The following is a 14,094-nucleotide window of genomic DNA, read 5'->3' as shown; positions in this document are numbered from 1 at the left end:
ATGAATTGGGATCTCCTGTTAAAGCAATTTAAAAATTATCTTAAGTTAGAGAAGTCGTTATCGATAAATTCTATTGATGCGTATGTGCATGACGTTGTAAAACTAAGACAGTTTTTAGAAATCTCCAATAAGGAAAATAACCCGGCCAGACTTACCTATAATGATCTGGCAGACTTTCTTGTTTTTCTTTCGGAGCTTGGGATGTCTCCTCATTCACAGGCGAGAATTATTTCAGGAATAAAAGGCTTTTACAGGTTTTTGATGATTGAAGAGATTGTCACAAATGATCCATCAGCGCTTCTTGAAAGTCCAAAGCTAGGAAGGAAACTGCCAGATACATTGAGCTTTCCGGAGATAGAAGACTTACTTAACTCTATCGATTTGTCAACCATGGAAGGAACGAGAAATCGAGCAATGCTGGAGACTTTGTACAGCTCAGGTCTTAGGGTTTCTGAACTTGTAGAACTCCGACTTAATAATGTTTTTGCAGATCAGGGTTTTCTAAGAGTAATAGGTAAAGGAAGTAAGGAAAGGCTGGTGCCGATAGGCAGAGAGGCATTGAAGTATATAAATATTTATGTGAAAGAATTACGCTGTCACGTAGTTGCCAAACCGGGGTCAGAAAATCATGTATTTCTGAATAGGAGGGGAGCAGGCCTTACGAGAGTAATGGTATTTACAATTATCAAAAACCTGGCGAAAAATTTAGGAATGAAAAAAAGTATTAGTCCCCATACTTTCAGACATTCTTTCGCAACCCATTTGATAGAAGGGGGAGCCGATTTAAGAGCAGTCCAGGAAATGCTCGGTCATGAATCCATCACAACCACAGAGATTTATACCCACCTGGACAGAGATTATCTAAAACAAATTATTAAAGATTTTCATCCTCGAAGTTAACCCACCCAAGACTCGTGCAAAGATTTTTATTTGCAGGAAAGCAGTATAATTAGTTAAGGCATTGCATACTTAAAACTATTTCCATAGGAACTATAGAGAAAGACATCTTTTCTACAAGATGTAATTCATTATAGTCAGATTTCAGCATAAACTGAACTTGGTGCGAATCCCTGTCTACCACTAATAGATAGAGAAAATTAGCTTTTAGTAAATTGTGAAATGCCTGAAGAAAATTATCCGCGTGAGTAGGCATTTTTTCTCTTACCAAATCATACAATGTGGTAAACTGAAATAATGGCTTTTGCGTCTTTATTGTAGAGCTCAAATGGGAAATCACCTTGGATTTTACCAGTATTGAAAACATATTTTCATGAATCTGATCCTGAATCGCTCTGAGGTTTTCAATATTCTCCTGTCTTCTCATATTAAAATAATTGAGAAGCGATTCACAATGTTTTCAAGAAATATATTTCAATAAGAGAATTTCCGTAAGTGCCTATTTTCTAACCTTTTTGGCAGTTTTTTTGGCGGATACTTTTAAGGCAGGCTTAGCTGATTTTTTACCAATCTTACTCTCTAATAATGTGTTAATTTTCTCAAGATAAGAGATCTCCCTCCGGGCAATATCTAATTGCTTTTTTATGTCTTCAGAACCACCATTTACCTTATCTCCTTTTTGCTTTTTCTTGTACATTACTCCGTCTTCATGTACTTCTGCTTTTGCAAGCTCCTCATTTGCTGCAAGTAAAGTGAAGAAGTTAAAGTTTAATACTTTTGAAATTTGCAGGAGAAGATCTGTGTCTACACTTTCTCTCTTAAATATATCCTGCACATTCTGTCGCGATTTGTTTATTCGCCTTGCGAATTCACTCTTATTCATTCCAAGCTCAGCAAGTCTCGAAAGAATCAATTTTCCAATATGTTTTGCCATTTAGCAAATTTTATTAATTAAATAATTTCTTGTACAAATCCCTGTATCAAAAAATTTTAAGTTTTTATTATTTTTTTGAATATAAAGTAAAATAATAGGAGATTAAAATTTTCTAACCTCAGTTTTTTTGAGGGTTTTCCCCTATTTTTTAATTAGTTACGAAATGAACTCCGTTGGTTTTACCTGATAAACAACGGAATTTATAAATACCCCTAGAAATGATGAATTGCAGTTTGCTAAAATAACTAACGTATGTAATACTTTAGTGTATTTTGTATAAAATTTAACAATTTTTTAACGAAAAATATAACTGTGTTGTAAAAAAAAATAAAAAAAATACAATCGAGAGATCAATCAAGTGTATAAACAGGCATGTTCCACCTCTTCTTTTTAAGTTTCTGGATGGTCTTTGGAAAAAAGCGAAGACTTTCATAATGCATTTTAGGCTTTATGAGCACTTTTGGATTTATGATATCAATTTTAGTTAATATAAATTGATAAGGTTTGGCTGAATAAAAAGTAAAAAAGTGATCAAGTATCGCTCTGAATTCCTTAAAATTCCAATAATGGAAAATGTCTGATTCCGCCTCAATGATTTTTTCTTTTGAATGTTGATTCAGTGTATAAGAAAAAGACAATTGTTCCATACAATGATTACTGGCATGATCATATAAGATATCTGTCTGTTCTAAAACTTCATCCACTACATGTTTAAGTGAATAGGGGATTCCTAACACTCCTGCATTATACATATCAGTCTGAGAAGGAAGGGTAGTTTTCCTCTGGAGATTTTTGTCGTTTAGAATTCTTTTTAGCTTCTTAAAAATGATATTTGAACCTGAATCAATCAAGCCTTCTTTTCTGTGCATCACAAAATTTCCAGCATCTATCTGGGCAAACAGCTGATCTGGTTTCGAAAGAAATGTAGTGTCAGTATCCGCATAAAGTAATGATGTACATTGATTATACATCAATACGTCTTTCAGCATTTCAATTTTTACCCTATGCACAAACTTATTCGGGCCACTCCATTCTTCAATAAGAGGCCTGTTAATTTCTTTGTATTCAATGTATTCTGGAAGGAATTCTTTCAGATACTGAATGCTATCTGTGTAGATAATGATTTTATAAGGAGGCTGTAGACCATCATGTTGTCTGATCAATGTATAAATGGAATAAATCAACTCATTTAATACATTTTTATGGCCATAGGCCTGATAAACAATACAATGATTCATAAACTCAACTTCAGCAAGAAAAATGAAGCAGCAATTTATATAATTATTAAATATAAAAGACCATTATCAGAATGCTAAATTTGATTTCCATTAAGTACAAAAATTTCCGAACCTTCAGCAAGAAAGACGCTGTTTGGTATTTGATTACCCAGGCAAGCAAACTCATTGCCGTAAAGTTCTTTGCAATTAACTTCAATTTCAAAGGATTCCACTGGATATACATTCCACCTTGGATGTTCCACGCCATATTCAGCGGTTTTATTCTCTTTAATTTTTGTATAACCCCAATAGTGTTCAGTTATAAATTCCTCTTCTGAATCTGGAGCAAAACTGGTAGTTTGGTTATCAGCACTTACTTTTAATCGATTCCAGGAGTTTTGAAATTTCCATTCATATGCTACTTCAAACTTATTTCCATTTTTCCACAAATGCCTCATTGGCATCGTTTCATAATTTTCATTGTAAAGTGTATTGGCGACAAGTGTAATAGCGGGTTTGGGAACAATTTCTTTAATAAATACAACACCTCGTTTCCATTGGCCATTCTGTGATTTATATTTTACATAAAACCTCAGGTTGACTTCCTCAAAATCTGTGTGAAAAGGGATTTTCAATCCTTTAACTTTTGTATTACAAAATTTAAATCCTACCAGGCTTACCAGACATTTATTATTAAAGAAGTCTATTTCGGTTTTATGCGGAAGAAATCTTTTTAAATCAGAAGGATCGAATTCGTAATTGGCTAGAATAAGGTTTCTCCATTGAGCTTGCAGAAATATATTTTTCATAAATTAAAAATGACCAGAACCAATAATAATTTAGTGATAAAAAATCCTTTTTCCAGTCTTTTTTAAAAAAGTTTTGTCAACCTGTTAAGCTTGCTTTTTTAATCCCTTTCTCTGACCTAAATTTGATAGAAAAAGACAAATAGTTTTGTATAAAAGAATTCTACGCCCGCTTCTTTTTCAAATCGATCCTGAAAAAGTTCACCATCTGACATTCGACCTAGTTCGTTTTTTCTTTAAAATACCGGGAATATCACTGCTGTTCAAATTGCTTTATCGGGTAAAAGATAAAAGGCTAGAGCGGAAAGTTTTTGGTATTACATTTCCTAATCCGGTTGGACTGGCAGCAGGATTTGATAAAGATGCCAGGTTATTCAATGAGCTGTCTTGCATGGGATTTGGGTTTGTAGAAATCGGGACTCTGACGCCTAAGCCTCAACCCGGTAATGATAAACCACGCTTGTTCAGATTAAGAGAAGATGAAGCCATTATAAACAGAATGGGCTTTAATAATGAAGGGGTAGAGGCAGCAGTTGCAAGACTGAAAAACAGAAAGGAAAAAGTTATTATTGGAGGAAACATTGGCAAGAATAAAGTGACTTCAAATGAAGATGCAGTGAAGGATTATGAATATAGTTTTGAAGTACTGTTTGACTATGTAGATTATTTTGTGGTGAATGTAAGTTCTCCTAATACGCCTAATTTGAGAGCACTTCAGGATAAAGAACCTCTTACTCAATTATTAAGAACTTTAAAGGAAAGAAATTTTAAAAAGTCTTCCCCCAAACCAATCCTTCTTAAGATAGCTCCAGATCTTACCAATGAACAATTAGACGATGTTATATCTATATTAAAAGATGTTAAAATTGAAGGTATAATAGCTACTAACACCACTATTTCAAGGTCTGGCCTTAAGACTGATCAGGCTGTGTTAGATCAGATTGGTACCTTGGGAGGTCTAAGCGGAAAACCTTTACATAAAAGATCTGTAGAAGTGGTTGAATACTTAGTGCAAAAATCAGGAAATGCCTTTCCTGTCATTGCCGTTGGTGGGATTCATTCTGCCGAAGATGCTATGGAGATGTTCAGAGCAGGTGCTGCCCTGGTACAGTTGTATACAGGTTTTATTTATGAAGGACCGGCGCTCGTCAGTGCAATTAATAAGAAATTACTTAAAGAAAAATAGGATTTTTATTAGTAAGACCTACTCACATTTTAAACCGAATCTTTGGTAAAAATTCTTAATTTTGTAATCCTTTATTTCAAATACCATGGCTGAAAATACCTATAAGAAACCTAATAAAAAGAAGGAAAAAGAAAGCTCTGGAAGCAAGCTTCCTAAAATTAATTTAGGTTTTGTAAAAGACAGGCGATTTTTGCTTGCTTCAGGATTTACATTATTGGTATTTTCTCTTTGTTTGGTCATTGCCTTTATCTCTTTCCTGTTTAATGGTACTGAAGATCAAAGTGTCGTAGAGGCATTATTTTCTACAAACGTTCAGGAGTCGGGGCTAGAGTCCAGAAACTGGCTGGGGTTATTTGGATCAATTTTATCCTATTGGTTTATATTTAAGTGGTTTGGAATCGCATCTTTTCTGTTTATTCCACTGGTTTTCCTAATAGGTTTTAAATTAGTATTTCAACAGGACCTCTTCAATTTCAGAAGAGTATTTATATTCTGTACCTTTTTTATATTCTGGATTTCTATTACCTCCGGTTATTTTGTATTTGCGATTGATAATCAGTCTGTCCTTGGTTTTCTGAGTGGAGGTATTGGCTTTGAACTTGCATTTATTACAAACGCCATGATTGGCTGGGGAACACCACTTGTTATGCTTCTCACTTTGGTAATTTTCAGCATATTTTATTTTAACATCACTACCATTTTAAGTGCTAAAGAGGTGCTTGCTGAAAATGTTGCTGATGCTAAAAACCATTTGAAAGAAATTGCTTCTGAAGATGAGGAAGAAGCTGAAGAAGAGATCTCAGATGAAGACTGGCTGGTGAAAGTTGTAGATGAAAAAGAGGAGACAGCTGAAGAAGCTTTAGAAGAATCAGAGGAAGCAGCGACTGCAGAAGGGGAAGAATATGAGGAAGAAGAATATGAAGAAGAAGTTAGTGAAGAGGAAGGTACAGAGGAAGAATACGAATATGATGAAAACTCAGAAGAAGATGAGGTTCATGAGTATATTCCTTCCAATGAAGAAGGCGGGATAGGTCTGATGGTCGCTAAAGCGCCGGAAGAAGAAATTGTTGAAGAGGGAATTGCTGAAAACTATGACCCAACGCTAGATTTATCTTCTTATAGATATCCTACACTTGATTTACTTAATGAATACGAAGGAGCCAAAATTCAGGTAAGTAAAGAAGAACTAGAGGCAAACAAGGATAAAATTGTAGAAACGCTTTCTCATTATAACATTGGTATCTCTAATATCAAAGCTACTATTGGTCCTACTGTTACACTATACGAGATTGTGCCGGATGCTGGTATCAGGATTTCAAAAATCAAAAACCTTGAAGATGATATCGCATTGAGCCTTGCAGCCTTAGGTATAAGGATTATAGCACCGATTCCGGGAAAAGGTACGATAGGTATTGAAGTCCCAAACAGCAATAAGGAAACAGTATCTATCCGTTCAGTGCTTTCGACGGAAAAGTTTTTGAAGAGTGATAAAGATCTCCCAGTTGTGTTTGGTAAAACTATTTCAAATGAAGTATTTGTCGGTGACCTTGCTAAGATGCCGCACTTACTGATGGCAGGAGCTACAGGGCAAGGTAAATCTGTAGGTTTGAACGTGTTGTTAGCTTCCCTTATCTATAAGAAGCACCCATCTCAGTTAAAATTTGTATTGGTTGACCCTAAAAAAGTAGAGCTTTCTCTATTTAATAAAATAGAAAGACATTTTCTGGCTAAACTTCCTGATACTCAAGATGCTATTATAACAGATACTAAGAAGGTAATTCATACTCTAAATTCCCTTTGTATGGAAATGGATATGCGTTATGATCTTCTCAAAGATGCCAATTGCAGAAATTTAAAAGAGTATAATAAGAAATTCGTAGAGCGTAAACTTAATCCGAATAAAGGGCATCGCTTTATGCCTTATATCGTACTCGTTATAGATGAGCTTGCCGACTTAATGATGACGGCTGGTAAAGAAGTAGAAACCCCAATTGCTCGTCTTGCCCAGCTGGCCCGTGCTATTGGTATTCATTTGGTTGTTGCAACGCAAAGACCGTCTGTCAATGTCATTACGGGTATAATAAAAGCGAACTTCCCGGCGAGGTTATCTTTTAAAGTGACTTCTAAAATAGATTCCAGAACAATTTTAGATGCTGGAGGCGCAGAGCAGCTTATTGGGCAAGGAGATATGCTATTTTCAATGGGATCTGAACTAATTCGTGTTCAATGTGCTTTTATAGATACTCCGGAAGTTGAAAAAGTCTGCGAATTTATTGGAAATCAGAGAGGTTACGATTCGGCGTATATGCTTCCAGAGTATGTAGATGAAGAAGGAGAGGGAAGCGATAAGGGTGAATTCAATTTTGCAGAAAGAGACAGTCTGTTTGAAGAAGCAGCCCGGATTATTGTTACACACCAACAGGGAAGTACTTCATTATTACAAAGGAGATTAAAACTGGGATACAACAGAGCAGGTCGTCTCATAGATCAATTGGAGTCTGCGGGAGTTGTTGGTCCGTTCGAAGGAAGCAAAGCCAGAGAGGTACTTGTGACCGACGAATATAGTTTGGAACAATTATTGAATGAGTTAGATAAGAAAAAATAGGAATACGAAATTTTATTTAAATGAGAAAAATTGCAAGCCTTCTAATAATCCTTTTTGTTAGTCTTTCAAAAGCATCTTTCGCTCAGTATGATCCAAAAGCTGCAGCGATATTGGATGCAATGAGTTCGAAGTATAAAAGCATGCCTTCATTTAAGGCAAAATTTGTCTATACACTTGAAGCTCCAAATAATGTAAAAGAAACAGCTGAGGGTGAAATTGTTGTAAAAGGTTCTAAATTTACATTGAAACTTGACGGTCAGGAGATCATTAATAACGGATCCACTGTATGGACTTATATTAAGGATGCTAATGAAGTGAATGTTTCAAATTATGAGCCGGATGAAAATGATATGAGTCCGACAAAGATCTATACAATGTATAAGAAGGGCTATAAATACACCTTCCTGGAAGAGAAAAATGAGAATGGCAAAACTTACGAAGTTGTAGATCTAATCCCTGAAGACAGAAAACCTCAGATTTTCAAAGTTAGAATGGAAATAAATAAGAAAGATAAAACTCTGAAAAGCTGGAAAATATTTGAGAAAAACGGAAACAAGTATTATTATACGGTAAAAGAATTTATTCCAGATTTTAAAGTGGAAGACAACTATTTTAGTTTTGATGTTTCAAAACATAAAGGCGTTGAAGTGATTGAATTAAGATAGAGAGTCAAAAAAGAGACAATGAAAAAAATCACCCTGGGGCTTTTAGCAATTTGTTTAAGTTTCCGAGCAGTTTATGCTCAACAGGATCCTAAAGCCGCCGCAACACTTGACGCAGTAAGTAAAAAGTATCAACAAATAAAATCCTTTAAGGCAAAGTTTACCTATTCATTGGAAAGTCCTACAGCGGGAATCAATGAAACCTCTGAAGGAGAAATTATAGTTCAGGGACCCAAATTTAACCTGAAATTAAGTGGGCAGGAAATCATTAATAATGGCACTACTGTATGGACCTATCTTAAAGAATCCAACGAAGTGAATATTACTAATTATGAACCTGGCGAGGAGGATATCACTCCTTCAAGAATCTACAGCATATACAAGAAAGGGTACAAATACGCTTTCCTGGAAGAAAAGCAAGAAGGTGGCAAAGTCTATGAAATTATTGACCTCATTCCTGAAGATAAAAACAATCAGTTTTTTAAAGTAAGATTGGAGATTAATAAAAAGGACAAGACCATAAGAAGCTGGAAAATATTTGAAAAGAATGGTAACAGATATCTTTACACTGTGAAAAACTTTTTCCCTGATTTTAAAGTGGACGAGTCATTGTTTTCATTTGACAAATCAAAGTATAAAAATGTGGAGGTTGTCGATTTAAGATAAATTAACCCAGAATTTATAAAAGAGCCTGAAGTCTAAAATGAAAATTTAGCTTCAGGCTTCTTTCTTTTTAATATAATTAAATTGGTTTTTCTACCACAATAAAATGAGACGCCATGCATGGCGTCTCTACGAACTTTATACTTTCTGCTTTCAACTTTCAACTTTCCGCCTTATTTTTATGCATTCCTGATTTATGATGAAAAGAGAAGAACTGGTAAAGCAAATAAAATCCAAAGAATCTTATCTGTGCATTGGCTTGGACACAGATCTTAAAAAAATTCCGGCAAGCCTTCAGAAATATGATGATCCGATTTTCGAATTCAATAAAAGGATAATTGATGCAACACATGAATATTGTGTTGCTTATAAACCTAATATTGCCTTTTATGAAGCTATGGGCTCAAAAGGATGGGATACGCTCGAAAAAACATTAGAGTACATACCTAAAGAAATATTTACAATTGCTGATGCAAAAAGAGGTGATATAGGAAATACTTCAGGATTATATGCAAGGGCATTTTTTGACAACATGAATTTTGATTCTGTCACTGTTGCGCCTTATATGGGAGAAGATTCTGTTACTCCATTTCTTGATTTCAAAGAAAAGTGGGTTATTTTGCTTGCTTTGACATCCAATTCAGGAAGTAAAGATTTTCAAATGATGAAACTTGAAAATGGTAAATATCTTTATCAGGAAGTCCTAGAGAAAAGCTGTAAATGGGGAAATGCATCTAACTTAATGTATGTAGTTGGGGCAACCCAGGCAAGTTTATTAAAGGATATCAGAAAAATAATACCTGATCATTTTCTTCTGGTACCCGGTGTTGGTGCGCAAGGTGGAAGCTTAGAAGAAGTTTCTCTGAATGGAATGAATAAAGACTGTGGCTTGCTGGTAAATGCCTCCAGAAGCATTATATATGCTTCATCAGGTGATGACTTCACCACAAAAGCGAAGGAAGAAGCGATTAAGCTCAGAGATGAGATGAAGGTTTATCTCAGCAAATATTTGTAATTTTAGTACGGAGCTGTTTTAGTGAATAAGCAGCTCCATGATTTTTACCAGCAGTTCAACCAATTTTTATAAGCTATGAAAGAAGATTTACTCCATTTTATATGGCAGTACCAGTACTTCCATAAAGAAGAACTCCAAACCACTGACGGAAAACCATTGCATGTGCTTTTTCAAGGCCATCCAAATACAGATGCAGGACCTGATTTTTTTAACGGCAAAATCAGAATTGAGAATGTAGAGTGGATCGGAAATATTGAAATACACGTCAATAGTTCGGCTTGGAAAGACCACCATCATGAGCAGGATGAGACATACAATTCTGTAGTCCTTCATATAGTTTTTTCTAATGATGAAAATGTTTATAGGAAAGATGGAACAATAGTTCCGGTACTTGAACTGAAGGAAAGAATCTTTCCGGAAGTGATAGAAAAATACAGAGCTTTTATACAAGACGAAGGAATTCCCTGTCTTTCCAGATTTTCGGATGTTCCTGAGGTGATTAAGTTCAATATGTTGGATTCCGCATTATCAGAGCGTCTAGAAAGGAAATCACAAAAGATAATTTCAGAGCTTGGGAGAAACAACAATGACTGGGAAGAAACCTGCTACCAGATGCTGGCATCCAATTTCGGATTTAAACTTAACAATGATCCATTTCTCAGGCTAAGTAAAATACTGCCTTATAAGCTTATCAATAAATGTTCGGGCAATCAATTCCAGATAGAGGCATTGCTATTTGGAATGTCAGGTCTTTTGAAAGGACGTTTTGAAGATGAATATCCACGGGCATTACAAAAGGAGTTTACCTATCTCTCCGTGAAGTTTTCACTACAGAATAAAGAAATGTCTGGTGCTGAATGGAAATTTCTCCGAGTAAGGCCAGCAGGATTTCCAAGTATGAGAATTGCTCAGCTGGCAGCATTGCTGGCCCATCACCAAAAGTTGTTTTATAAGTTCATTGAAAGCCAATCTCGCAAAGAATTATTTGCAGTATTTGATATTGCTACAGGTCCATATTGGATAAATCATTATACTTTTGATGTTTTGTCAGATGGGAAGGAAAAAAAGCTTGGAAAGACTTCTATTTATAATCTCATTATTAATTCAGTAGTACCTCTTATGGCTGCTTATGGAAAGCAAAGGGATATACCTGGTCTGGTAGATAAGGCAATTGAATTCCTGGAAGCATTGCCAGCAGAAGAAAATTTCATTACTCAAAAATGGAAAAAAAATACACTGAAGTTGAAGTCAGCATTCGATACGCAGGCTTCCATAGAACTTTATACCAATTTCTGCTTGAAAAAACAGTGTCTGAAGTGTAAAATTGGAATAAATATCTTGAAGGAAACATGTATCAGTGGGGCATCCATTTAATTTTAATTTCGTTAATCTGTTTTTTTTATTATAAAAACACCAGAAATACTGCGCTCGGTGGAGTATTTCTTCCTGCTTTGTTACAGAAATTAATATCCGGAATTTGTCTTGGATTTGTTTTTCTCAAGTTTTACAATGGAACTGGAGATACTTTTAGCTTTTTTGAATATGCAGTAAAATATTCAAAAATGATCTCAAATGACCCTTATGGGTTTATTGAGTTTTTCTTTGAAAATGTTACAGATGATAAGTTTTTAACCTCTCAACCACGTGTGGTGGCTTTTATTAAAATTGCATCCCTGATAACTTTTATCTCTTTTAATAACTATTGGATTGCTACAGTATATTTCTCTTTAATTTCTTTTAGTGGCTTCTTTTATTTCGCCAATAAAGTAGTATCAGCTTTGCCAGAATCCAAGTGGCATATAGCTGTTGCATTTTTATTTTTTCCATCTGTAGTATTCTGGAGTTCAGGATTCATAAAGGAAAGTATTGTAATGCCTGCAATGCTTATTATAACAGGTAATTTTTTTTCATGGTTATACGAAAAAAGAAGCATTAATTTTTTGTCAGCTATTTTTACTGTGCTGATGTGCGGTCTTGTTTTCTTTATTAAGTTCTACTATGCAGTTGTACTCATCTCTGTGCTGATAGCCTTGGGAATTACACAGTATTTGAGCAGAAGAGTAGTGCTTAAATCGTCAATGCAGGTGACAGCATTTTTTATCCTATTATTTATCCTCTTTATTGCAGTATCGTTTCTGAATCCATATCTATCGATCAATACATTCCTCCAGTCAGTTTATCAAAATAATGTAGCTACAGTTCTTTTATCATCAGATGAAAAGCTTATTCATTTTTATAGCCTTAGACCTGCTATCTCTTCATTTTTGATAAACCTTCCCATAGCTATATTTGCCGGCCTCTTCAGACCATTGATATTTGAAGCCAGAAATGTATTTATGATCATAACAGGAATCGAAAACACCTGTCTTGTAATTTTAACTTTTTATGTCTTTTTTAATCTGAAGAGGAGTAAGGGAAACACAGATATTTTACTTGTTACAAGTGGTACATTTTACATTGTGTTGCTTGCTTCTTTACTTGCATTCTCATCACCTAACTTAGGCACACTGGCTAGATATAAGATTGGCTTTTTACCTTTCTTCATTTTTCTTTTATTATGGTATTCTCCTCCTATTGGAAAAATAGTCCATAGGTTTAAAAAGCCTCTTTAATGGCTCGATTTCATCCCATCGAATAAAAAATAGGTATGTGAAAATCCATGGATTTATAATTGATGAAATGCCCAAAAGTACCACGGTGCCTATGTGAAACAGTATTCCTGCAGGAAGGAATATCCATTTTAGTTTTTCATTCCAGAGAATGCTTATAAATCCAAGTTGGAAAATCATGGCAGCTACAGGCAATGCAGCGCAGAGTACAGGATAATTTAGAACCTGCATGCCCAACGGAGCCTGATGAAGATATAGATAACTTTTGAATGTTATAGGTGATAGCCATGCACCTTTGGATATAAATAGTTTCTCAAGACCTGCTAGAAGATAACAAAGGCACAATGCAAGTTTTATGAGTTTTAATGGCCAGTCAGGAAGGAGTAGGGATTCGCTGTTAATATTCTTCTTCTGCTGATAAAGAAGTAATGGCATTAACAGGCCAGCATAGTTTAAAGTAGTGTAACCATGGTCAATTTTTTCAAAACTGAAGAATATCGCCTGGAAATATAAAAAGGTTAATACTGCAGTGGTAGCTGTAAAAACAGGATAAATATTCAGGATGCACAGAATACAAGAGATTAGTAAAATCACATATAAGCTCAATCCCAAGAGTTCAGAAGGAAACCCTAACCCCGTTATTTTTAGCAAAAGTACAGGTTTGAAGAATACTTTGATTGATGATAAAACAAGAAGATCATTGTAGAATTCTAGAGAAAAATATAATAAGGATGAGTAGAATAAAATCCTGAGGATATTTATTTGCTGGTAAGCCGCATACCCGTGGAAGAATTGTTTAGTGAATTTTCTGAAAGAAATAAATCTCTTTTTTAAAAAAATGAAAACAGCAAAGGCTGACAGCACAAAGGAAATGCGTACAACGATCTGCATAGCTTTTTCTTCAAAGAATGAAACCGGGAAACGATTTCGTTCGGTTGTCAATCTTGGATAAATATGTTCAACCAATGAGCTAAACCAATCTGGAGCTGAACCATTAAAGTATTCTTTTACTAATGGGTTAAAGAATGAAAGATAAATTGCAGGTATAGTAAAGGCTGCAAATAGCAAAAAGAAGATAAATACCTTGTCTTGCTTGCTCATCGTATCTTTAATGTTTCAATGATGACAGTATCGGATTGTTTCAGATTGTTTCCATGAATCTGTATTTGCTTTAATCTCCAAGCATAGATAGAAGTATCGGGAATGGCCTGGCTTAATTTGAGGAGAAATTCTTTCGACTGATTTCTGTAGAAGTAATTACCAGCAAGATACATAAAAGATTCTGAAGCCATATTAAATTGCTTACCATCCAGGTAATGCCATTGATGATATTGGTAATATTCTGTTTCAAATATTTTGAGGGTGTCGACTGAGCTGACAGGTTCGGCAAACATGCCAAATCTCGCAAATGGAAAAAAATCAGTGATTAAAATAAATGGAAGAATAAGTGCAGCAATAAAAACTGTAATGATAATATTTTTTAACTTTATCTTCATTGAA

General features: G+C 34.8%; 14 protein-coding genes. 8 read left to right on the top strand and 6 right to left on the bottom strand.

The window, feature by feature from the left end; genetic code table 11:
• Positions 1-900: a site-specific tyrosine recombinase XerD gene (xerD, locus tag J7604_RS03115; protein WP_293890891.1), complete on the top strand. Its 900-nt coding sequence runs from the start codon at positions 1-3 to the stop codon at positions 898-900.
• A gap of 49 nt (positions 901-949) precedes the next feature.
• Here xerD and J7604_RS03110 read toward each other — a convergent pair whose 3' ends face one another.
• The 4 genes from J7604_RS03110 to J7604_RS03095 all read right to left on the bottom strand — a co-directional run bounded on the left by J7604_RS03110 (position 950) and on the right by J7604_RS03095 (position 3,857).
• On the bottom strand, positions 950-1,324 hold the full coding sequence (locus tag J7604_RS03110; protein WP_028982012.1) for a hypothetical protein: 375 nt from the start codon (positions 1,322-1,324) through the stop codon (positions 950-952).
• A gap of 72 nt (positions 1,325-1,396) precedes the next feature.
• Positions 1,397-1,831, bottom strand: a complete 435-nt coding sequence (locus J7604_RS03105; RefSeq protein ID WP_293890883.1) for a helix-turn-helix domain-containing protein — start codon at positions 1,829-1,831, stop codon at positions 1,397-1,399.
• Between the two features lie 350 nt (positions 1,832-2,181).
• Positions 2,182-3,069: a hypothetical protein gene (locus J7604_RS03100; RefSeq protein ID WP_293890880.1), complete on the bottom strand. Its 888-nt coding sequence runs from the start codon at positions 3,067-3,069 to the stop codon at positions 2,182-2,184.
• 74 nt (positions 3,070-3,143) lie between these two features.
• Positions 3,144-3,857, bottom strand: coding sequence for a DUF2071 domain-containing protein (locus J7604_RS03095; RefSeq protein WP_293890877.1), 714 nt, complete (start codon positions 3,855-3,857; stop codon positions 3,144-3,146).
• Between the two features lie 145 nt (positions 3,858-4,002).
• Here J7604_RS03095 and J7604_RS03090 point away from each other — a divergent pair, with 145 nt between their 5' ends.
• From J7604_RS03090 to J7604_RS03060, 7 genes are all read left to right on the top strand, one after another.
• Complete coding sequence (locus tag J7604_RS03090; RefSeq protein WP_293890874.1) at positions 4,003-5,040, top strand: quinone-dependent dihydroorotate dehydrogenase; 1,038 nt, start codon at positions 4,003-4,005, stop codon at positions 5,038-5,040.
• An 85-nt stretch (positions 5,041-5,125) separates the two neighbouring features.
• A complete protein-coding gene (locus tag J7604_RS03085) occupies positions 5,126-7,645 on the top strand; it encodes a DNA translocase FtsK (protein WP_293890871.1) in 2,520 nt (839 codons plus the stop codon).
• Between the two features lie 20 nt (positions 7,646-7,665).
• Entirely contained in the window at positions 7,666-8,310 is a 645-nt protein-coding gene (locus J7604_RS03080; protein ID WP_293890868.1) for an outer membrane lipoprotein carrier protein LolA, read from the top strand.
• An 18-nt stretch (positions 8,311-8,328) separates the two neighbouring features.
• Positions 8,329-8,973, top strand: a complete 645-nt coding sequence (locus J7604_RS03075) for an outer membrane lipoprotein carrier protein LolA (protein ID WP_293890865.1) — start codon at positions 8,329-8,331, stop codon at positions 8,971-8,973.
• 196 nt (positions 8,974-9,169) lie between these two features.
• Positions 9,170-9,985 carry an orotidine-5'-phosphate decarboxylase gene (gene pyrF, locus J7604_RS03070; protein ID WP_293892033.1) on the top strand — a complete coding sequence of 272 codons (816 nt, stop codon included), beginning with the start codon at positions 9,170-9,172 and terminating at the stop codon, positions 9,983-9,985.
• A 75-nt stretch (positions 9,986-10,060) separates the two neighbouring features.
• Positions 10,061-11,359, top strand: coding sequence for a DUF2851 family protein (locus J7604_RS03065; RefSeq protein ID WP_293890862.1), 1,299 nt, complete (start codon positions 10,061-10,063; stop codon positions 11,357-11,359).
• A gap of 77 nt (positions 11,360-11,436) precedes the next feature.
• A complete protein-coding gene (locus tag J7604_RS03060) occupies positions 11,437-12,597 on the top strand; it encodes a hypothetical protein (RefSeq protein WP_293890859.1) in 1,161 nt (386 codons plus the stop codon).
• On the opposite strand, the gene J7604_RS03055 is transcribed toward J7604_RS03060, so the two are convergent.
• Together J7604_RS03055 and J7604_RS03050 are read right to left on the bottom strand one after the other, a co-directional pair.
• Positions 12,541-13,695: a hypothetical protein gene (locus J7604_RS03055; RefSeq protein WP_293890856.1), complete on the bottom strand. Its 1,155-nt coding sequence runs from the start codon at positions 13,693-13,695 to the stop codon at positions 12,541-12,543. The genes J7604_RS03060 and J7604_RS03055 overlap by 57 nt on opposite strands.
• Positions 13,692-14,090, bottom strand: coding sequence for a hypothetical protein (locus J7604_RS03050; protein ID WP_293890853.1), 399 nt, complete (start codon positions 14,088-14,090; stop codon positions 13,692-13,694). Before J7604_RS03050 ends, J7604_RS03055 begins: the two co-directional genes overlap by 4 nt.
• Between the last annotated feature and the right edge of the window lie 4 nt (positions 14,091-14,094).

Source organism: Sporocytophaga sp., assembly GCF_017745095.1.
Taxonomy (GTDB): domain Bacteria; phylum Bacteroidota; class Bacteroidia; order Cytophagales; family Cytophagaceae; genus Sporocytophaga.
The sequence above is the reverse complement of the archived record's forward strand: the minus strand, read 5'-3'. Positions and strand labels throughout refer to the sequence as shown.